The sequence below is a fragment of the Wukongibacter baidiensis genome (assembly GCF_050888315.1).
In the GTDB taxonomy this organism is placed as follows: domain Bacteria; phylum Bacillota; class Clostridia; order Peptostreptococcales; family Caminicellaceae; genus Wukongibacter; species Wukongibacter baidiensis.
On sequence record NZ_CP138202.1, the window covers coordinates 104,276 to 124,217 of the forward strand.

Annotated in this window: 21 protein-coding genes; 19 read left to right on the forward strand and 2 right to left on the reverse strand. The window is 32.9% G+C overall.

The window, feature by feature from the left end:
• Positions 1-148 precede the first annotated feature (148 nt).
• Positions 149-955, forward strand: a complete 807-nt coding sequence (locus R9X47_RS00515; RefSeq protein WP_432664708.1) for a DUF4037 domain-containing protein — start codon at positions 149-151, stop codon at positions 953-955.
• 77 nt (positions 956-1,032) lie between these two features.
• Positions 1,033-1,575: a hypothetical protein gene (locus tag R9X47_RS00520; RefSeq protein WP_432664709.1), complete on the forward strand. Its 543-nt coding sequence runs from the start codon at positions 1,033-1,035 to the stop codon at positions 1,573-1,575.
• A gap of 45 nt (positions 1,576-1,620) precedes the next feature.
• Here R9X47_RS00520 and R9X47_RS00525 read toward each other — a convergent pair whose 3' ends face one another.
• On the reverse strand, positions 1,621-2,979 hold the full coding sequence (locus R9X47_RS00525; RefSeq protein ID WP_432664710.1) for a YjiH family protein: 1,359 nt from the start codon (positions 2,977-2,979) through the stop codon (positions 1,621-1,623).
• 186 nt (positions 2,980-3,165) lie between these two features.
• On the opposite strand from R9X47_RS00525, the gene R9X47_RS00530 reads away from it, so the two are divergent.
• From R9X47_RS00530 to tatC, 9 genes are all read left to right on the forward strand, one after another.
• Positions 3,166-3,651: a C-GCAxxG-C-C family protein gene (locus R9X47_RS00530; protein WP_432664711.1), complete on the forward strand. Its 486-nt coding sequence runs from the start codon at positions 3,166-3,168 to the stop codon at positions 3,649-3,651.
• Between the two features lie 268 nt (positions 3,652-3,919).
• Positions 3,920-4,720, forward strand: coding sequence for a polyprenyl synthetase family protein (locus R9X47_RS00535; RefSeq protein ID WP_432664712.1), 801 nt, complete (start codon positions 3,920-3,922; stop codon positions 4,718-4,720).
• A 21-nt stretch (positions 4,721-4,741) separates the two neighbouring features.
• Positions 4,742-5,659 (forward strand): ABC transporter substrate-binding protein, encoded by a 918-nt coding sequence (locus R9X47_RS00540; RefSeq protein WP_432664713.1) that lies wholly within the window; start codon positions 4,742-4,744, stop codon positions 5,657-5,659.
• Between the two features lie 102 nt (positions 5,660-5,761).
• Positions 5,762-6,487: an ABC transporter ATP-binding protein gene (locus R9X47_RS00545; protein ID WP_432664714.1), complete on the forward strand. Its 726-nt coding sequence runs from the start codon at positions 5,762-5,764 to the stop codon at positions 6,485-6,487.
• A complete protein-coding gene (locus R9X47_RS00550; RefSeq protein WP_432664715.1) occupies positions 6,487-7,227 on the forward strand; it encodes an ABC transporter permease in 741 nt (246 codons plus the stop codon). Before R9X47_RS00545 ends, R9X47_RS00550 begins: the two co-directional genes overlap by 1 nt.
• A 10-nt stretch (positions 7,228-7,237) precedes the next feature.
• On the forward strand, positions 7,238-8,140 hold the full coding sequence (locus R9X47_RS00555; RefSeq protein WP_432664716.1) for a prenyltransferase: 903 nt from the start codon (positions 7,238-7,240) through the stop codon (positions 8,138-8,140).
• A gap of 1 nt (position 8,141) precedes the next feature.
• Positions 8,142-8,858: a demethylmenaquinone methyltransferase gene (locus tag R9X47_RS00560; RefSeq protein ID WP_432664717.1), complete on the forward strand. Its 717-nt coding sequence runs from the start codon at positions 8,142-8,144 to the stop codon at positions 8,856-8,858.
• A gap of 14 nt (positions 8,859-8,872) precedes the next feature.
• Positions 8,873-9,079: a Sec-independent protein translocase subunit TatA/TatB gene (locus R9X47_RS00565; protein WP_432664718.1), complete on the forward strand. Its 207-nt coding sequence runs from the start codon at positions 8,873-8,875 to the stop codon at positions 9,077-9,079.
• 9 nt (positions 9,080-9,088) lie between these two features.
• Entirely contained in the window at positions 9,089-9,820 is a 732-nt protein-coding gene (tatC, locus tag R9X47_RS00570; protein WP_432664719.1) for a twin-arginine translocase subunit TatC, read from the forward strand.
• A gap of 77 nt (positions 9,821-9,897) precedes the next feature.
• Here the strand turns inward: tatC and R9X47_RS00575 are convergent, their stop codons facing one another.
• Complete coding sequence (locus R9X47_RS00575) at positions 9,898-10,815, reverse strand: helix-turn-helix domain-containing protein (protein WP_432664720.1); 918 nt, start codon at positions 10,813-10,815, stop codon at positions 9,898-9,900.
• Positions 10,816-11,158: 343 nt separating this feature from the next.
• Here R9X47_RS00575 and tatA point away from each other — a divergent pair, with 343 nt between their 5' ends.
• From tatA to R9X47_RS00615, 8 genes are all read left to right on the forward strand, one after another.
• Entirely contained in the window at positions 11,159-11,338 is a 180-nt protein-coding gene (gene tatA / locus R9X47_RS00580; RefSeq protein WP_432664721.1) for a twin-arginine translocase TatA/TatE family subunit, read from the forward strand.
• A 22-nt stretch (positions 11,339-11,360) separates the two neighbouring features.
• Positions 11,361-12,758, forward strand: a complete 1,398-nt coding sequence (locus R9X47_RS00585) for a reductive dehalogenase (RefSeq protein ID WP_432664722.1) — start codon at positions 11,361-11,363, stop codon at positions 12,756-12,758.
• Between the two features lie 6 nt (positions 12,759-12,764).
• Positions 12,765-13,706 carry an FKBP-type peptidyl-prolyl cis-trans isomerase gene (locus tag R9X47_RS00590; RefSeq protein ID WP_432664723.1) on the forward strand — a complete coding sequence of 314 codons (942 nt, stop codon included), beginning with the start codon at positions 12,765-12,767 and terminating at the stop codon, positions 13,704-13,706.
• 11 nt (positions 13,707-13,717) lie between these two features.
• Positions 13,718-14,020 carry a tetrachloroethene dehalogenase gene (locus R9X47_RS00595; protein WP_432664724.1) on the forward strand — a complete coding sequence of 101 codons (303 nt, stop codon included), beginning with the start codon at positions 13,718-13,720 and terminating at the stop codon, positions 14,018-14,020.
• Between the two features lie 156 nt (positions 14,021-14,176).
• Complete coding sequence (locus R9X47_RS00600) at positions 14,177-15,370, forward strand: FMN-binding protein (RefSeq protein WP_432664725.1); 1,194 nt, start codon at positions 14,177-14,179, stop codon at positions 15,368-15,370.
• Between the two features lie 145 nt (positions 15,371-15,515).
• Positions 15,516-17,120: an FAD-dependent oxidoreductase gene (locus tag R9X47_RS00605; protein WP_432664726.1), complete on the forward strand. Its 1,605-nt coding sequence runs from the start codon at positions 15,516-15,518 to the stop codon at positions 17,118-17,120.
• Positions 17,121-17,532: 412 nt separating this feature from the next.
• A complete protein-coding gene (locus R9X47_RS00610) occupies positions 17,533-18,105 on the forward strand; it encodes a hypothetical protein (protein WP_432664727.1) in 573 nt (190 codons plus the stop codon).
• A gap of 125 nt (positions 18,106-18,230) precedes the next feature.
• Positions 18,231-19,796, forward strand: a complete 1,566-nt coding sequence (locus R9X47_RS00615; RefSeq protein WP_432664728.1) for a DUF4489 domain-containing protein — start codon at positions 18,231-18,233, stop codon at positions 19,794-19,796.
• The last annotated feature ends 146 nt before the right edge of the window (positions 19,797-19,942 follow it).

Below are 19,942 nucleotides of genomic sequence, written 5' to 3' on the forward strand. Positions count from 1 at the left end.
TTGAAATAGAATATAAAATGGTATAAAATTCAAAATATGCTATAAGTATCTATGAAATATAATAGAGGAGAATAGGTTTGAATAAAAATTTAGATGATAGTGTAATTGGATAGTCTTACTATCTGTCAATATATAATTTGGAGTGATAATGATGGAAAAGAGGATACAAGAAACATTTAATCAACTTATAGAACAAATATCACATATGGATTCAGTGAAAGTTATTGGGATTAGTGGAGAATTAAGACCTTTTCCCGAACCTGGAAAAGGTGATTTTGACATTTTTATTTACTGTGATGAAATTCCAAGTGAGCAGGAGAGACATAATAGTATTAAAAAATTAGGGGATAGTATTAATAATGTAAAGAGCAGTGTCTTTTGCAATGATAAATGGGGACTATCCGATTACTGTACTATTGAAGGTATTGACACATGGATGATGTATTTTAATAAAGAGGATGCAGAGAAGGATGCACAAGAAATATTGGATGGTGAGCATTTGGGCAAGGTAGATAATTATTACTACCCTATTGGCAGACTGGGAATGTTTAAAAATCTAACTGTACTTTACGAAACAGATGATTTTATTAAACAGCTAAAAAGAACTTTGGAATCCTATCCTGAAACACTGAAGGAAAAAATTATAGAATATAATCTACAAGCACTGGATGATGTTGAGGATTTGGAAAGAGCAGTATATAGAAAGGACGTTCTTTTTTATCATTTTGCATTGGACTTAGCCATAGATCATTTTCTAATGGCATTATTTGCACTGAATGAAACTTATTTTCCAAGTAGAAAGAGATCCCTTCAGTATATAGAAAAATTTGAGAAAAAACCTACTGATTGTTCTAAAAGATTATTAGCAATAATAAAAGATGGCGCTGAAGTCGAAAATATTGGAACTTCATATGAAGCGTTTAGACAATTGTGTGAGGAGCTAAAGCAATATTAATTTATAAAGTATTTATGTTGTTGCTTTTGAAGTTTCACTTTTCATCTTCATAATTCTAAAGTGCTGGAGGAAAACATATGAACTTAAAATTGAAAAGCCAGAGTATGTTTGTTGTCATAATATTTTTATTGTTAACTTCAAATGTGATTATGTTTAGAGATTATAAATTAACAAAAAGTAATCACAATGCTGTTACTTGGAATCTGATACGGTTAACAAGGGTGTCTATGAAGGATTTAGCCCAAATAAACAACATCAATGACACAAACACTATATATAAAAAGATCGTTGAAGTACGTAATAATCTGCTATTATTAGAGCTGAATCTAAGGGACTCTACATTTACAAGAGAAAGCATTGATAAGAAGAAGCTATACGATTTTGTAAATAGATTATTTAATGTGTGTAATCTGTTAGAAAATAGAAAAAGCACTCTAGAAAATGATCATCTAAAAGATAAGTTAATTGTACTTGCTAATCTATTTAACGAAGTACAAGGTGGATACGGCAAGCCTAATTTGTTAGGCGTTAATAGAGTGATAGTAATATATGATAAATCAACTTGGAATAAAATAGAAGCAATGCTATTGGAAATAGAAAAGGAAATAGATTCGAGATAAAAAATCAGAAAACCCAGCAAACAAGTTTGCTGGGCTTTAATACTTCTAAAATATTATATGAGCCATCAACACAATTATTGGTAGAGTAATAAGAGTACGCTCTATAAATACTATAATTAAATCCTTCAAAGAAACAGGTATTTTCGAGCCTAGTAGCAATCCGCCTACCTCGGACATGTAAATAAGTTGAGTTACTGAGACACATGCGATTACGAATCGAGTCAATTCACTTTTGATCGAAGCTCCTATAATTGAAGGTAGGAACATATCTGAAAAACCAACTATAAGTGTTTGAGAGGCTTCCTTTGCTTCTGGAACCTGTAATAATTTTAATAGAGGTATAAAAGGCAATCCGAGCCACTTAAATACAGGAGTATATTCAGCCAAGATTAACGCCAATGTTCCCATAGCCATAACTACAGGTGCAACTCCCAGCCACATGTCAAGAATGTTTTGAACACCTTGTTTTATAAAATCCGTTAGACCACTGCTCTTGCTGGCCTTGTCTACAGCACTTTCTAATCCCCATTTGAAAGGAGAATAGTTTTCTGGAATTATCTCAGAATCTTCTTTCTTGATGTTATTATAATATTTATCAGGCTTTCTTGATAGTGGAGGAATACGCGGAGTTATTATTGCTGCAGCTATCCCTGATACAAGAATAGTCAAATAAAATGGAACAAATAAGTGTCCAAGACCAACTTCAGAGATAACCACAAGACTGAAGGTTATTGATACGGCTGAGAAAGTAGTGCCGATAACTGCCGCTTCTCTTTGGGTGTAGTATCCCTCTTCATATTGCTTACTTGTAAGAAGCACTCCAATGGTTCCATCACCAAGCCATGATGCTATACAGTCTATTGAAGAACGACCGGGCAAAGTAAAAATAGGTCGCATTATTCTTGTTAGTAACGCTCCAAAGAACTCCAAAAGCCCAAAATCTAATAAAAGGGGTATGAACATACCTGCAAAAAGAAACACAGAAAATAATATAGGTAATAGATCATTTAGTAAAAGGCCACCCGTATTTTCAGACCATATCCAATCTGGACCTATTTTGAAGAATGTTGAAATAGCAAATAATGCTCCAAGAACTCTAGAAATAAACCATAAGGGAGAAACGTTAAATAAAGTATTTAAAAATTTATTTTGTAGGATTCCCTTAGGCTTAAAGACTTTTGTTACTACAGTACCTAAAAAGGTAATAAATATAATACAGGTCATAACTCCAGGTAAAGCTACCTTAAAATTATTCAATACAAACTTAGAAAGTATTGCAATGGGAATAGTAACTTCTCCACTGTATAAGATTGGAGTCATAAAAAGTAAAACTCCCATTAAGGATGGTACTAGAAACTTTAGTAAATTGCTTGACGAACAGTTTAGTTTAATTGGTTTTTCCATGATGTCTTCTCCTTTGTGATGAATATTTATACAACGATATTCATTATAATACGTAAATTTCACTTTGACAATAGATTTAAATAAATAGAGAATATATAAATTCTTTGATTTGTTTTGAAAATTCTAGTAAAAAGTGTTAGGATTAATGAAAAGAGCTTTTTCATAGAGGAAAAGGAGGTTGCTATAATGGCTAGAAGAGAAGAAGCGATGAGGATTTTTAAAAGCGGATACAATTGTAGCCAGGCGGTTGTAGGTGTATTTTGTGAGGAGTTTGGTTTAGATAAAGAAACAGCGTTAAAGATATCAACGGCATTTGGAGGAGGATGTCGTAACGGAGAAGTATGTGGAGCTGTATCTGGAGCGCTAATGGCATTAGGTCTTAAGGAAGGGCATCATGTAGAGGGAGATGTAGATACAAAAGATAAGGCATATTCCCTTACTAAGGAGTTCATTAACAGATTTAAGGAAAAATATGATACGATCATTTGCAAGGAATTATTAGGTCATGATTTATCTATTGAGGGTCAAAAAGAAATTATCAAAGAAAAAGGACTATTTGACACATTATGTCCTAAACTAGTAATGGATGCTGTTGAAACTATTGAAGATATGTTTGAATTAGGTGATACAGAAGAAAGTGGTATTAATAAAGATACTGTCTGTCATAAATAGTTTTATTAAAAATAGATTGACTGCTGCAATCTTGTGAAAAACAAGAACGTAGCAGTTTTTTTTATGCAATTCCAAAATGATTAATAAACTTTTAAATTGATAAAATACGGACTTGCTCTTTCTTAAATAGCATACTGAGGCTACTATAAAAATCTGTTTTGTGACAATAGTCAAAACGTATTGCCTGAAAAGATCATAATCGATAGAATTTTAACTGATGAATCAATAAATAATTCCAAAAGTAAAATGAAAGTTTGGGGGTACTAGATTGAAGCTCAAGGACATTTATAAACCAATATACCCAGAAATTATTAAGATGGAAGATGAACTAAACAATTTATTTAGTGATATTGACAATCCTTCAATTAATGAGCTATTTGGGTACTTTTTCAAAAAGTCAGGGAAATACCTTCGCCCGGCTTTAGTCTTTTTATCAGCAGAAGCTGTTAGAAATCATCAAAGTAATATTAAAAAAGATCAGTTAATACAATTAGCACTGGCTTTAGAACTTGTACACAGTGCTAGCTTGGTTCATGATGACATTATAGATAAAGATTTGATACGTCGTGGGCAAAAGACATTAAACAATGTGTTTGGCAACAAAACAGCCGTATTAGCTGGAGATGCATTATATGCTTTGGCATATTCAATTGTTTCAACTTTATTACCAAAGGAATTTGCAATGTCAGTTTCAAAACTCAGCTTCAAGATGTGTGTTGCAGAAATCGAGCAGGCAAATGGTAATTTAGACCGTGAAAGATACTTTAATATTATAAAAGGAAAAACTGCACTATTCACTAGTATGTGTTGTAAATTAGGAGCAATCTTAGCAGGAGCTAATGAAAATGAAGTAGAGAGTTTAGAAAGCTTCGGCCTAAATTTTGGGATGGCTTATCAAATAAAGGATGACTATATGGACGATGATCCAAATGCTTTAAATAATGTTACCTTAGCAGTAGCAGAAGAATTTGCAAATAAAGCAAGACAATCTATCTATGAGCTGGAAGATTCGATATACAAACAAAAACTATGTGAGCTTATGGACTATGTAATGGGTACTGACAAGTAGAATTTAGATGGAGGTTTAGAAATGAAGAAAGCAATAGCAATTATTTTAGTAGCGGCCATGATATTTACATTTGTGGGATGTTCAAGAGAGCAGGAAGTTAAAACACTAAGGCTTGGTTCAATGCCAACACAATCGGCTGCTATTTATGCAGTAGGCGTTGAAAAGGATATTTTTAAAAAACATGGAGTTAATATAGATCTAACTATTTTTAAGTCGGCACCAGAACGTGATGCAGCAGCTGTAGCAGGAGAGCTAGATGGATTTATGACAGATATGATGGGACACATAAATCTAATTGATAAAGGCTATAAATTCCAAATTACATCCTACGAATATGAAAACTTCGGGATAATGGCCAATAAGCAAAGTGGAATAGTAGATAAAGCTCAACTGGATGAAGAGAAAATTGGTATAGCAGAAAATACTGTAACTGAATATGTTGTAGATCAGTTATTAGAGAATTCTAAGATTGAAAAGACACAGTTTGTTAAGATTCCTGATCGATTAGCAGCAGTATTGAGCAATGATATTCAATTAGGTGTATTCCCTGAGCCATTTACTTCTATTATAAAGGCAAAGGGCGGTAATATAGTCGTTTCAAGTACCGAGCAAGGATTGCAGCCTGTGATCTTAGTCTTTTCCGAGGAATCAATACGTAAGAAGAATAAAGAAATCAAATCATTTTATAAAGCTTATAATGAGACAGTAGACTATATGCAAGAAATATCCTATGACGAGTACAAAGACGTATTGATTCAATATGGACTATCAAAGGAGGAAACTATAGATAAGATCAAATTACCAGTCGATAAATTTGCCCATGCTAAAATGCCAAATGAGGATGACTTCTATAAGGTAGTAGAGTGGATGAAGAAGAAGGGGTTGACAGAGAAAGCTTATAATCTACAAGATGTATCGAGTGATGAGTTTGTCAAATAAAAGAGGGAGTATCAGAAGGATGAACAATCTGAAATACTTCGGGGCTGGACTCAATGAGACAGCTCCTTTTAAGAATCTAAAAAGATTTTATGGTGATTATATATGATTATATGTAAGGATATTGTCGTTAAGTATGATAAATTTACAGCTATTAATAAGTTAAGCTTATCTTTAGATAGAAATGTATCATGTGCAATTATCGGAAAATCAGGATGTGGTAAAACCACTCTATTATATGCGTTAGCAGGTCTATTAGAACTAGAAAGTGGACAGATTGAAATTGATAGACAAGGCATTAAATGTATTCGCAAGAAAATAGGCTTGGTATTACAAAGTCATGGTTTGTTTCCTTGGAAAACAGTAAGGGATAATGTATCTTTAGGACTAAAAGTACGAAAGGTAGATTCTAAAATAATAAAAGAAGAGGTCTCGATGTTATTAAAGGAACTAAATATTTATGATCATAAGGATAAATATATAAATGAATTAAGTGGCGGTCAAAGACAGCGGGTAGCAATTGCTCGTTCTTTAGCCATTAAGCCTGAGCTATTGCTTATGGATGAACCAACTTCCTCTTTGGACGCTATTACAAAGGAAGATTTTCAGAAACTAGTACTGAGACTATATAAAAACCACGACTTGACGATGGTGTTTGTAACTCATGATATCGAAGAAGCAGTTTTCCTAGGTCAAAAAATTATTGTTATGGAAGACGGTGAAATAAAGAGAGAATTAGATAATCCTTTATTTGGGAATGAAAGAATAAGAAATGAATTGGATTTTTATAAAATGTGTTTAAAAGTTCGAGAAACATTGGGGGAAGCTTAATGAGTAAAGTCCATAATACACTGTTTGGATCAATAAGTGTAATAGGGGGCTGGTATTTGCTCCACTGGTTTATAGATCCTATCATTATACCGTCGCCATATGAGTCAATCTTAAATACAATAGACTTAATATTATATGATGACTTATTAAAACATGCTTTATATAGTTTATATCGCTTGCTATCGGCAGTAGGTTTAGCTTTACTTATTGGCGTAATCGTAGGCATCGTTTTAGGAGTTAATAACAAGGCAGATCAGATTATTTCTCCATCAATTTATATTCTCTTTCCCATACCCAAAGCAGCATTTTTACCAATTCTTTTTGCATTGTTTGGCTTAGGTGACCAATCAAAGATTTTTTTGATATTTATAATATTAATTTTTCAAGTGATTGTAACTATACGAGGTGCTGTAAAAAATTTATCCAAGGATTTATTTTTATCAGCAAAATCACTAGGACTGAGTACTATAGAGATTTACAGACATATTATATTGCCGGGGATATCACCAAGCATATTGACGTCATTACGTCTAAATGTTGGGATAGGTATTGCTGTATTATTCTTTTCAGAAACCTATGCTACTAAATATGGAATAGGCTACTATATTATGGATAAATGGTCATTGATAGAATATGTAGATATGTATAGTGGTATTGTAGTCCTTAGTCTTATAGGGTATTTATTATTTAGAATAACTGATTTTGCAGAAAAATCTTTATGTGGCTGGGCAAAGAAGTAGGGAGGGAAATATGGGATTTAGGATATTAATCAAACTAATAGAAATTAAAACCCTCATCGCAGGAATTGTTCCTGTTTTATTAGGGTCTATTTATTCATGGTATGCTTATGGACAATTTAATCTAAATTACTTTATTTTATTATCAATTGCCATAATTCTTATACAGAGTGCTACCAATATGATTAACGACTACTGTGATTACAAACGCGGAGTAGACATTAGCAGGGAAGAAGATGAAAAAGTCTTAGTAAGTGGAGAAGTTACACCAAAACAGGTACTACCTATTATACTTATCTGTGAACTTATCGCTTTAATGATAGGAGTTTTTATTGCGAAGGAAACAAGCTATCATGTTTTGCTTGTAGGGATTACTGGGTGCATAATCTCTATTCTATATTCTTCTGGGCCACGGCCTATTTCCTATACACCAATAGGCGAGGTTGTATCTGGAGTTACTATGGGGATTGGTATAACAACAACTGTAATTTATGTTCACACAGGAATATTTAATGTAGATACAGTATTAGTAGCAACTCCTACTGCACTGTTTATTGGAACCATATTACTGTCAAATAACTTAAGTGATATAGAAATAGACATAGAAGCGGGTAGAAAAACATTACCTACTCTGATAGGAGTTAAAATCTCAGAAAAATTATGGATTTTCAATGTAATCATGTTACTTGGATTGACATTTCTTTTATTTGTGATAGATATATATCCTATAGGAGTATTTGTAACTGTTATTGTACTATTTCCATATAAATCAATTCTTGATTTCCTATCCTATGATAAGAGTGTTCATACAAAGGGCAAAACAATGGGACTTATAGCTGGGATTGGATTTAAGTATCACTTAGGGGTAATTCTAGGTCTGCTAGTATCGTTCATTTTTAGGAAAGGTGTATATTGATATGAAGAGAAAAGAAGATGATAAAGAAAAGAAGGTATATGAAACCTTTCAAACTATTTCAGAGGATTACGACAAATTGAATGATATAATAAGCTTCAATATGCACAAGAAATGGAAGCTAGATGCTATAAAGGAACTGAATGTGGTAGAAAACTCAGAAGTTCTTGATGTTTGCAGCGGAACAGGTGATTTTAGCATAATGCTATCTATGGAAAGGAAAAAGAAAATAAAGGTTACAGGATTAGATTTTTCTGAGAATATGTTATCTGTTGCAAAGAGAAAAAAAGAAGAACTTGAATTGGACAATGTCAAATTTATCACTGGAAATGCAATGGAATTACCATTTGATGAGAATACATTTAATCATGCAACTATAGGCTTTGGACTAAGAAATACTCCTAATTACGAAAAAGTTATTAGTGAAATGAAGCGTGTTGTAAAGCCGGGAGGGAAAGTGGCTTGTCTAGACACTTCTCACCCTACATTACCTATATACAAGCAAATATACTGGTTCTACTTTAGACACATTATGCCAAGGATCGGCCATTTATTTTCAAAGCATAAAGAAGAGTACCGGTGGCTAAATGATTCTACTGAAGAATTCTTAAGTAAAATAGAACTAAGGAATTTATTTTACAAAGTAGGTCTAAAAGATGTAAACGTAAAATCCTATGCTGGAGGCTGTGCAGCTTTACATATAGGAGTAAAACCCGAATAAAAGGAGGTAAAAGTATGATATTTAATCTAGGAATAGGTGAAATACTTATAATCTTAGTTGTTGCATATCTTGTATTAGGACCTAAAGGACTTCCTAAAGTAGGTAAAAAAGCAGGCGAGGTAGTGAAAAGAATATCTGATGAGACAAAAGACATCCATAGTGAAATAGGAGAAATAAAAGAAGCAGTAATAGGTGATAATGTAAAAAGTGGTGAGAAGTAGGTGAAGAGTATGGAAGCTCATGAAGAAATGTGGATGGATCATTTAGTAGAACTACGCAAAAGAGCTATCAGAGTGTTAATATTTTTTGTAGTTATTTTAGCCGGGGCCTTTACCTTTGTTCCACAAATTCTCGATTTTATAAGACTAACGTCTAGTTCAGTAGATGTAGATTTGAATGTATTTAACATTACAGACCCACTCTTACTACACTTTAAGGTAGCATCTATAGTTGCTTTTGCTTTAACATTTCCATATCTTATCATACAACTATGGTTGTTTATTCGTCCAGGTTTAAATAAAAAGGAAAGAAGATTCGTATATAAATATATTCCAATGATTTTTATTCTATTTTTCCTTGGAATAGCATTTGCATACTTGGTACTTGTACCATATTACGTTATGTTTTCACAACGACTTGCAGGAAATACCGATATGACAATCCTTATGGGAGCTAATAAATATATTGATTTTATTAGTAAAATGCTTCTATATTTTGGACTTGTATTTCAAATGCCTGTTCTGGTACTAGTACTTTCATACATAGGTATTATTAGCTCAGGACTATTAATTTCTATTCGCAAATATGCCTATTTTGCATTATTGGTTGCATCGGCATTTATAACTCCACCAGATCCAGTGTCTATGGGAATTGCTTTAGTGCCACTAGGATTTCTTTATGAGACAAGTATATTATTATGTAAAATGAATGAGAGGAAAAAAGATAGAAAAGCGAAATTATAAGTTATTAAGTAAACTAAAAAAGGACTGATTCATAAAACAATCTTATGAGTTCAGTCCTAGGGTGTTTTAGAATTTCTTTATTCTGAGACACCCTTCTTTAGTTTTTCTAGCGTTTTTAATCTATCTTTTACTATTTCATCAAAAACTTCATCATCAGAATCCTTAATCATTTCGTGAAGCATTAATGATTTATTGTACCATATTGTAAATTCTCTTTCATTATTTAAACGATCAAATAATTCGGCTTTTAAGAAGTATAATTCTCTTAAATAACTATAGGTATTATTTTTCTTACAGTAATCTATGGCAACATCAAGGGACAGTGAAGCTTCTTTAAAATGTGATGTGTCAAGACAAGTCAAAATTAACATCATATAAAATGCAGGAACGATAACAGGAGTATGAAAAAATTGAATTTTATCTAAATATTTCTCCAATCTCTTTAAATCGTTATAGGCCTGTTCTTTTTGATTAGTTGATGCGATTAAGCCACAATAAGTAAACATAAGAATGAATTCTATATCAGTGGGGTTGCTCCCCTCAATATAAGTAAGTGCTAATATACTTTTTAATTCGTCCATTTGGTGTTGAACATTATCATTTGTTGTAGTGGTACTAATACATTTAAAAGTCCTAATGATTTGCATATCATGAATGGATGTGATATCAAGCTCCTGTTCTTTACTAGTTATTAATTCGTTTACTTTCTTCATATCTGATCTTCCAACATAAACAAATATCTGATCTAATAGTTCCTTAACCTGTAAGGAGGTAGGAGATTCAATAGCTCTAAATAAGTATTCAGTAGTAATCCCTAGTTTATTTGCTATTTGTCTTAATATAACTGAAGTTGGACAGCGTTCTCCGTTTTCTATACGAGTAATGTATGAAACAGAACAAATGCCTTCAGCAAGCTGAGATTTTGTCATATTATTTTTTTCACGTAACTCTTTAATATATGGCCCTATTTTAATGTAGTAATTTGTACCTACCATTGTATCCTCCTTAAAAGTAATGTCCTCAAAGACATATTGATGCAAATTTCACATGCAGTCATATTTATTTTAATACATACGAAGTCCTATGTAAATGTTAATACAAGTCTTTCTTAAATCTAGATAAAGAATGAAACGTAGTACTACTAAGCTTTATGAAAAAAATCAAACTTACTTTCGATGAGTTTGACAGTAGTCAAATCCGATTGTATTAGAGTAATATGTCCAATAGAATAGAGAGACGAGAAAGCTTTTGTATTATTCAAACTAGTACAATAAATGTCAAATTAATATCTTTCTTTTGAGTTACTTTTAAGAAATTTTGCTTTGAGGAGGTGGAGGTATGTTTGGAAGATTAGGAGGTACAGAAATACTAATCATTTTAGTAGTTGGATTTTTGTTCTTTGGACCTAAAAAATTACCGGAGATTGGTAAAGCCTTTGGAGATACAATAAAGGAATTTAAAAGGTCTGCAAGAGATGAAGAAGTAAAAGAAACAGTTCAAATAGAAGAGAGTAAGTAAAGCCTAAGGGAGGAATAAATAAATGAATCGTAGAGATTTTTTGAAGAAAAGTGCTGTAGTGGGTGCCACTGTTGCAGTTACTACAGTAGCTGCTAATGGAGTTAAACCAGACGTTGTTGATGCTGCTGTGTTGACAGAAAAAACCTATGATGGTATTGATCAAATGATAAATATAGACCCTAATATGAAAAGATTTGATATGGCGAATACAGCCTTTAATAAAGGTGTATTGGACATGGCAGGGATTGCGCCACTACCAGAAGATCATATTTTACGTAAAAACTCAATGATGAACATGGGATTTGACTATAAAGACCAGCCACCAGGAAAAACTCAGATTGATTTTGCGCTAGGACATGGCGCAGGAGCTCTTGAGTCGGCAACCACTACAGGTCGTTTACATTCTGGTGATTCAGGAGTAGTAATTCCACTTGAAAATGGAGAGATTTTCAATATGTCACTTTATCGTCAGAATGACCCTTCAGGAAATGGGCTTTCTGTCAAAGTAAGTGAGCATAAATATAAGTTTAAAGCTAAAAAAGATGCGAGTTACGCTGTTAAGAAAGCTGCAAAACTATATGGTGCTGATCTGGTTGGTATTGCACCATTTGACGAGCGTTGGCTCTATAATACCGAAGTTTACATACCAATGAATTTTTACACTGGCCAACCAATTTTTGATAAAGTTAATCCATTTAGACCTGTTGACTTAGGATTTAAGCCAAAAAGTGTCATAGTATTAGCATATGGAATGGACTATGAAGCTTATAAAACTCAACCATCATCTATTGGTGGAGCAGCTACTACTGTTGGTTACTCTAGAATGGCTGAAAATTCATTAAAAGTTGCAGCTTTTATTAGAGAATTAGGATATAATGCCCGTCATGCTGGAAATGATACAGGATTATCTGTTCCACTAGCAATTCAGGCTGGACTAGGAGAAGGGTCAAGAATGGGGCTTTTAATCACTAAGAAATATGGTCCACGTGTTCGTTTAGCTAAAGTATATACTGATTTAGAATTAGAATTTGATAAGCCAACAGCTTTTGGAGTAAAAGAATTCTGCGAGGTATGTCAGAAATGCTCTGATGCGTGTCCGTCAGCATCGCTTTCAAAGGTACCGAAAACAACCGATCCGGAGAACAAGCCCCTTAGCAGTTCGAATCTTCCAGGTATAGATAAATGGTACAATGACGGTGTCAGATGTTTAAGCTTTTGGGCTGAAAATCGTGAAGAATGTGGTGTATGTATAAGTGTTTGCCCTTACAATAAAATAGATGAATGGCACCATAAATTTGCACAAGCTGCTACTGAAATACCAGGACTTAGAAACGTTGCACGTTATCTAGACGAATTCTTTGGATATGGTAAAGCACCAGATGAAAAGGCTATGGTTGAATACTGGGAGAAGCCAATTTAGGTGATTATGGAAGGTGTAGTAAGCTTTAAGGCAGGAAAATACAAAGGTCTGGATGTGCCAAAGCCACGTATTATCATAACTGAAGAAGAAATTAAGAGCAGCTTCATAAGATTTATTGATCCACATTTAAAAAATGTATTAAAAGATGATCACATTGAAATAGGAGATTACATACAAATTTGCTATGAAATCAAAGATGAAAATGGTAATGTCATACCAAATGGCAAAATAGAAAATTTCAATACAAGGCTAGGATATGGATACTTAAATGATGATTTTGAAAAACATCTTGTTGGATTAAAAAAAGGTGATGCAGTCAAATTTGCAATGACTATGTCATCTGATTTTGAAGCAAAAGAACTACAAAATCAGAAAGTGAATGTGAGTATATCTGTATTAGAAGTTAAGCAAAAAGAAAAAATCGAGATTACAGATGAATATATTGAATCACTTGGTCTAGAAAATATAAAAACTATTTCTGATGTTAGGGCAGATATTAGAGATAAACTCTACTATAATAAGTTACTAAATCAAGGTAATAATCTCGTAAATGAAATAGTTGCTAAATTACTGGATGATTGTACGATTGAATATGATGAAGACGTTGTCAATTATTATGCACATGAAGCATTTGAACAATATGTGGATAAAGTAAATCAAAATAGTACTTCATCCTATTTAGGTTATGAGCATGATGAAAAATTTAGAGAAGAGATGATCTCTAAGTACAAAGAAGAAACAAAAACTACACTACTTGAACTTGCTTTGTTTAATAGCATAATTGAACGAGAAAATATTGCATTAGGTAAAGATGAAAAAAATAGTGTTGTTGAAAGTTATTGCCTACGTAATCAAAAATCAAGAGAAAGTGTAAATGTAAATGAGATTAAAAAAGCTTTACTTTATAAGAAAGTTCTTGAATTTTTAGTTATACAAAATACGATTTAGGGGGAATAAAGATGTTATTCTATGTTTTTATTGGCGCACTACTTGTGTTTATACAATTCACAGTAATAAAAGCGTTAGAGAAAAGGAATAAAGCAAAATTGTGGCCGAATTGTGTGTTAGTATTCTTATCAAATTTTTCAATAATGTTCTCAATAGCTTGGGCATATGCAAGTGTCCTTGAAAATGAAGTTCAGGCAGCAATGATGGGTTTACTTATGTTTGGCGGTATGGGATTAATATTCGCTATTATTGCATATCGTGTTATAACATCAGAGGGTAAAATAAATTCAAATAAAACTACACAAGATGCCTAAAATGATATGAATATTAAATTGAACCTAGCGAGTTATTTCAGCTAGGTTCTACTTAGAATTTAGTAAAGTCAACGAGATATAGAAATAAGAAAACTTCAAATCATGACAATAGTCAAAGAATGTTTATGTCAAAATGTACAACGTAGAGGTGATAGTATGGAAACAAAATTAAATAGAATAAAAAGTAATGAATCTAAAGGCTTTAAAATAAAAAAAATTACATCATTATTTGCTTTAATTAGTTTGATAGCTCTTTACGGCATATACATGTATGATACTCACAGAACTGATGATGGAATAGTTGAGTTTTTGGAATCATATACAGCATATGATTCCTATGAAAAGATAAATAGTACGCCATTGACATATAAAGCTTTAAATGCTGATAGTGAAGTAGGTTATTTGATATTTGGAGAGGAAGTAGGTTATCAATCAAATATTAAAATAGCTACTTTAATAGACTTAAAAGGAAAGATTATAAATGTTAAAACCTATTCTCATAATGAAACACCTGCATTTTACGAACGTCTGATAACAAAAGGTTTCTTTAAGCAATTTGATGGAATGAGTATTGAGAACGGATTTAAAATTGGAACTAATGTTGATGCGATTACAAGTTCCACAATATCTTCCAATGCCATAACAAAGGCTGTACATGAGGGTGGAAGTTATGTAGCTAGCGAATATTTAGGATTAGAGACTAAAAACCTTTATAACAAAATCAAAGTTGGAAGTGCAGAAATAGCAGTTACTATTATGCTAGCTTTAGTTGCAATAGCATACAAAACGAAAAACAAACGATTGCGTACTTTAGTTTTGCTATACTCAATTATAATTTTAGGGTTTAAGTTTGCTATGTTCATAACATATTCATTCTTTTTCTCTGTTGCTACTGGAAAGATGCCGGCTATTGCTGAAGACTTGAAAAGATATTTATTGTTTTTTGGCTCATTTGCCCTTATATTGGGTACCGGTAAAAACCTATATTGCTCATATATATGTCCCTATGGGGCTATTCAAGAACTAGAATATAGATTTGCAAAACTTAGATTCTTAAAGATATCTCCAAAAGTAAAGAAAGCACTAAGTGTATTACCAGGCTTTATAGCATACTTAGCACTAGTTCTAGCTCTCACAACAAAAGAAATAGGAATACTGAGTTATGAACCTTTCTCATTGTTGTATGGAAGAATTGGAAATGGTATTCAATGGCTTCTATTGCCTGTTACTTTGTTTATGGGATTAGTAGTTATGAGGTTTTACTGTAATTTTGGGTGTCCTGTTGGGTTTACAATCAATAGTATTTTAAAAGTAAGGCTGAAAGTGGTGAATTTATGGAAAAGAAAATAAACGGTAGTGATTATTCTTTTATAGCAGCTGTATTAATTATGTCTATTACTTCAATTCTTACGATGGTGATAAGTGGAGGCATAGTTAGTATGTAGTCTAAGTAAAGTAGAATATTCAAGAGAGTTTGTTGATTAAGGAGGACGCTATGAGTAAAAAAAGAATTTTGATTCTTGGAGCCGGATATGGCGGGATATTAACAGCCAAGAGGCTTGGGAATAAATTAGATAAGGATAATCAAGTGGAGATAACCCTTGTTGACAAGAATCCATTCCATACAATGCGAACAGAGCTGCATGAGGTAGCATGTGGTAGAGTCGAAGAAGATTCCATTAGGATTGATTTAAAGAAGGTCTTTGCAAAAAGAAAAGTCGACGTAATATTAGATGAAATAAAGGATATTGATTTTAATAAGCAGACTTTAAAATCAGATAAGAATATATATACATATGACTATCTTGTAATAGGGGCTGGATCGCAGCCAACTTTCTTTGGAATAAAGGGTGCAAAGGAATATACTCATCCATTATGGACATATGAAGACGCAGTTAAATTGAAAGAGCATATCCTTCATATGTTTAGGAAAGCTGTTAAGGAAACGGATAAGACAAAAAGGCAAAAAATGTTAACCTTTGTAGTTGTAGGCGGTGGCTTTACAGGCGTCGAAATGATGGGTGAGTTAGGGGAATGGAAGGATAGGTTATGCGAAGATTTTTATCTAGATAATGAAGAAGTAAAGCTATATCTAGTGGATGCTTCACCTAGAATAATACCTACCTATCCTGAACATCTAATGAAAAAGGCAGTAGAGAGACTTCATAAGTTAGGCGTGGAAGTAATAACAGGCGCAGGGATAACGGAAGTTTCAGAGGATCAAGTTATACTAGGGGATAAAGGTAGTATTGAAGCAAATACGATCGTTTGGGCAGCCGGTGTTGAGGGTGGAAGTTTACTTGAAAACATGGGTCTTGAACAAAAAGGCAGAAAAAGAATCGTTACAAATGATAAGCTGCAGACAGTTGACTATGAGAATGTCTACGTTGTTGGAGATAATATATTCTACATTGCAGAAGGTGAAGAAAGACCTGTTCCACAGATGGTCGAAAATGCTAAATTTTCAGCTAAGCTGGTTACAGAAAACATTTGTAGAGATTTAAAGGGAGAAGAAAAGAAATCATACAAGCCGTCATTCCACGGTTCGCTGTTATGCATAGGTTCACGCTATGGCTTGGCCCACTTAGGATTACCTGGAAAATTCTTTGCAGTACATGGCTTTCTTGCGATGTTCATGAAACACGCTGTAAATCTTCTATATTTCTTAAGTGTTGCGGGTTTTAATAAGTGTTGGACCTATTTGCTAGATGAATTTGTCCATATAAATGATAATAGAAGTATTTTGGGAGGAACCTTTGCTAGACTATCTCCGAACTTTTGGTTAGTGCCATTAAGAATTTATATAGGAGCTTTATGGTTACAGCATGGTTTACAGAATATGATTATGGGTGAGATGGCCTTAGGTTTATGCCTAATACTCGGATTATTTACAGCAGTTTCATCCATTGCTTCAATTGTTATGTCAGCAACGCTTAGTAGTTCAGGGATAGGAAACTTTGGATATATAGCGGCGAGTATAGCGCTGTTGAGTGGTGCAGGAAGAACACTTGGTTTAGACTATTATGTGTTACCAGCCTTTAAAAAGGCATGGAAGAAAATAGGTATTGTTAAAAAGTACTATTTATATCTAGATAAATAAGGAATTTTAAGAATTGTTTACTATTGTCAAATATTGAAGAAGCTGCTTTCAAGTAAATGAAACAGTTATTGAATATAATTATGTTGATGCTAAAACTATTGAGATAGAGTTTATGAAGGTCAAGTCTCTTGCAGTACATGATAAGAAATTAAGATGAGTATAAGTAAATAGCTGAAAAATCGAGGACTAGCATAGTTTAAAGCTTTGCTAGTCCTTGCTATTTTGAAAGGAGAGGATTGTTTGCTTAATCTAGACTTAATAAGCATTTTTATCCAATATTCATAAATTATTAAGGAAAGATCTAAAGGAAATTGATTTTTACTAAGAGAATTATATATAAATATTGATGCAGAAGAGAGAGTATTATGATTATGTAAATTTAAGATGAATAATATTGTAAGGGGAATCTACTATGAAGAAAAATAGAAGTTTTATTATTTTGATAATTGGAATTATCGCTTTTCTAACATTAATTGGCTATAGGTTGACAGCAGAAAGTGCAGCAAAAGCACATGCCTTTTTAGAGAAAGATGCTCAAAAAATTGAAGAGATTGATTTTGAGTGGGGAAAAGCATATATCTATAAGATTGATGATTATTATAGAACTGTTCTCGCGATTAGAAGTGGATTTTTATGGAGATCACCTGTAAGTACAAGTTTAAAAAATGTAGATGATAAAAAAGATGATCTTAGGACTGTAGGATTAGCAAGCGTAACAATTAAGAATAAGTCAATAACCATTTTGGCGATTAAAAACAGTGATAAAAGTGTTGCATATGTAGAAGCTGGGCCAGAGCTTGACAGGGTTAAAAAGGAGATAAATCCAGAGGATATAGTTATATTTTCATGGGATAAACCTTTTTATACTCATGATATAGAACCGATTGCATTATCAAAGGATAATGAGAAACTTTATAGATATGGTTATCCAGAGGGAACGAATGTTTTTAGAGATAAAGATTTAAAGTGGTATAAGACCAAGTAAAATATAGTAATCTTATATCATGATCTCCTATTTTATTATCAATTCAAGGTACACCTACATAATATGTAGTGAAACATAGTGAATATGTAAAATATCAAGAATATTAAATAGGAGGTCAAAAATCAATGACTTGTAGTAGTCATAGGGACTGTAAAACTGTAGATGATTTTGCTATATGTAAAGTAAAGCATCCGAAGCCAAAAAAAATACTACTGGAATGTGGTGAAGGAACAGGAAGTAGAACCTTTACGTCATCTGATGAGTCTCCATTCCAGTTAGCCCATATTGTCTTAGATACAACATGTTTGAAAAGACCAGAGGTTTTAGTAAAGTTTTCTAGCCTCGTAAAAGTGCAAGCATTAATTGATGGTGTAATAACGGTTAAACTGAAATACGAATTATTTAGAGCCTGTGATGGTAAAGAGCCATTATCCTTAGAAACCTGGGAATATGAGAAAATTATTAGTCTTAAGATATTTGATAACATTGAAGAATCATTTAATTTCATATTTTGTGAGTGTCAGACATGTAGTGACTATTGTGATTACTTTGTATCTGTTACACCAGTTGAAATAACCAATGCTAGTGTGACAGTAAATAATGGACGAATGGCAACATTAACACAAGCTTTATGTGACAGGTCAAGAAATGAAGCACAAAAAGATATAATAAAAAATAAGTGTCTAGAATCAGAAAAAATATTATTAGCATGTGGTAAAGGAATTCCTGCGACTCAACTTGTAATTGCAGATAGTACTACAGGTACTCAGTCACCGATAAACCTAGCCCATGTTACAGTTGATACAACCTGTTTAAATAAGCCAAAGGTTTTAATAGAATTCTCAAGTATTATTAAAACTGGCGATCAAAACTTCACTAATCTTTTATTACAATTTGAACTATTTAAGGTATGTGGAGATAATCAACCAATGTCCTGTGGCATTTGGACATTTGAAGAAACTATCGAGGAACGTATAGATGTATCGCGAGAGCAAAGATCCTTTAGTTTTATATTCTGTGAATGTTCAAATATATCAGAGTGTTGTAGATATTTTGTTGAAGTAACACCTATGCAAACATCAGTAGCGGAAAATACGATTACATCTTGGGAAGTTTATAATACTCAAATTAATGCCTATGCTCAATCATCAAAGAATGATGATATTGAGTGTCATGATTACAATAGACTCGAAGATAAGGGCGATTGCATTATTTGTGAGCCTGTGCATCCGAAACCAAAAAGAATACTGTTAGAATGTGGTAATAGTTCAGGAAGCAGAACCTTTATACCATCATCAGATGAAATGCCTTTCCAGTTAGCCCATGTTACAATTGATACAACTTGTTTATGTAAACCTGTAGTAAATATCGAGTTTTCCAGCACATTAATCTTTGAGGATAGCCCAGGGTTTGAAAGTAACCTTGCTCAAGTACAATATGAATTGTTTAGAGCTTGTGATGGTGGAGATCCCGTATCAATAGGGTTCTGGATAGTGGAACGAGTTGGGCTTATATCTGATAAGACTTCAGAGACCTTTGAGTTTATTTATTGTGATTGTGTAACCTGTCCAGGATGTTGTGATTACTTTGTAACAGCCACACAGACTGAATTTACTGAGACAGATGTTATGAGAAATGCAATTACAACTGTTGGCAACGGTAGAATAGTGGCAGTAGCCCAAGAGATATAGGAGATATGGCTTTATAGTTTTACATGGCGAGTAGAAGTTTGATACTGCATATGGAGCCTTATCTTGTGTTGAGGAAAATATTATTGCAAAAATGAAGGCCGCTATAATCAAGGAAAATCAAGATTGTAGCGGTTTAATTGATATTA

Coding starts and splice junctions, on each gene's coding strand:
- R9X47_RS00605 (WP_432664726.1), top strand. CDS start 15,516: ATGAGTAAAAAAAGAATTTTGATTCTTGGAGCCGGATATGGCGGGATA.
- R9X47_RS00610 (WP_432664727.1), top strand. CDS start 17,533: ATGAAGAAAAATAGAAGTTTTATTATTTTGATAATTGGAATTATCGCT.
- R9X47_RS00540 (WP_432664713.1), top strand. CDS start 4,742: ATGAAGAAAGCAATAGCAATTATTTTAGTAGCGGCCATGATATTTACA.
- R9X47_RS00515 (WP_432664708.1), top strand. CDS start 149: ATGATGGAAAAGAGGATACAAGAAACATTTAATCAACTTATAGAACAA.
- R9X47_RS00585 (WP_432664722.1), top strand. CDS start 11,361: ATGAATCGTAGAGATTTTTTGAAGAAAAGTGCTGTAGTGGGTGCCACT.
- R9X47_RS00530 (WP_432664711.1), top strand. CDS start 3,166: ATGGCTAGAAGAGAAGAAGCGATGAGGATTTTTAAAAGCGGATACAAT.
- tatC (WP_432664719.1), top strand. CDS start 9,089: ATGGAAGCTCATGAAGAAATGTGGATGGATCATTTAGTAGAACTACGC.
- R9X47_RS00615 (WP_432664728.1), top strand. CDS start 18,231: ATGACTTGTAGTAGTCATAGGGACTGTAAAACTGTAGATGATTTTGCT.
- tatA (WP_432664721.1), top strand. CDS start 11,159: ATGTTTGGAAGATTAGGAGGTACAGAAATACTAATCATTTTAGTAGTT.
- R9X47_RS00595 (WP_432664724.1), top strand. CDS start 13,718: ATGTTATTCTATGTTTTTATTGGCGCACTACTTGTGTTTATACAATTC.
- R9X47_RS00565 (WP_432664718.1), top strand. CDS start 8,873: ATGATATTTAATCTAGGAATAGGTGAAATACTTATAATCTTAGTTGTT.
- R9X47_RS00560 (WP_432664717.1), top strand. CDS start 8,142: ATGAAGAGAAAAGAAGATGATAAAGAAAAGAAGGTATATGAAACCTTT.
- R9X47_RS00590 (WP_432664723.1), top strand. CDS start 12,765: ATGGAAGGTGTAGTAAGCTTTAAGGCAGGAAAATACAAAGGTCTGGAT.
- R9X47_RS00575 (WP_432664720.1), bottom strand. CDS start 10,815: ATGGTAGGTACAAATTACTACATTAAAATAGGGCCATATATTAAAGAG.
- R9X47_RS00555 (WP_432664716.1), top strand. CDS start 7,238: ATGGGATTTAGGATATTAATCAAACTAATAGAAATTAAAACCCTCATC.
- R9X47_RS00520 (WP_432664709.1), top strand. CDS start 1,033: ATGAACTTAAAATTGAAAAGCCAGAGTATGTTTGTTGTCATAATATTT.
- R9X47_RS00545 (WP_432664714.1), top strand. CDS start 5,762: ATGATTATATGTAAGGATATTGTCGTTAAGTATGATAAATTTACAGCT.
- R9X47_RS00525 (WP_432664710.1), bottom strand. CDS start 2,979: ATGGAAAAACCAATTAAACTAAACTGTTCGTCAAGCAATTTACTAAAG.
- R9X47_RS00550 (WP_432664715.1), top strand. CDS start 6,487: ATGAGTAAAGTCCATAATACACTGTTTGGATCAATAAGTGTAATAGGG.
- R9X47_RS00600 (WP_432664725.1), top strand. CDS start 14,177: ATGGAAACAAAATTAAATAGAATAAAAAGTAATGAATCTAAAGGCTTT.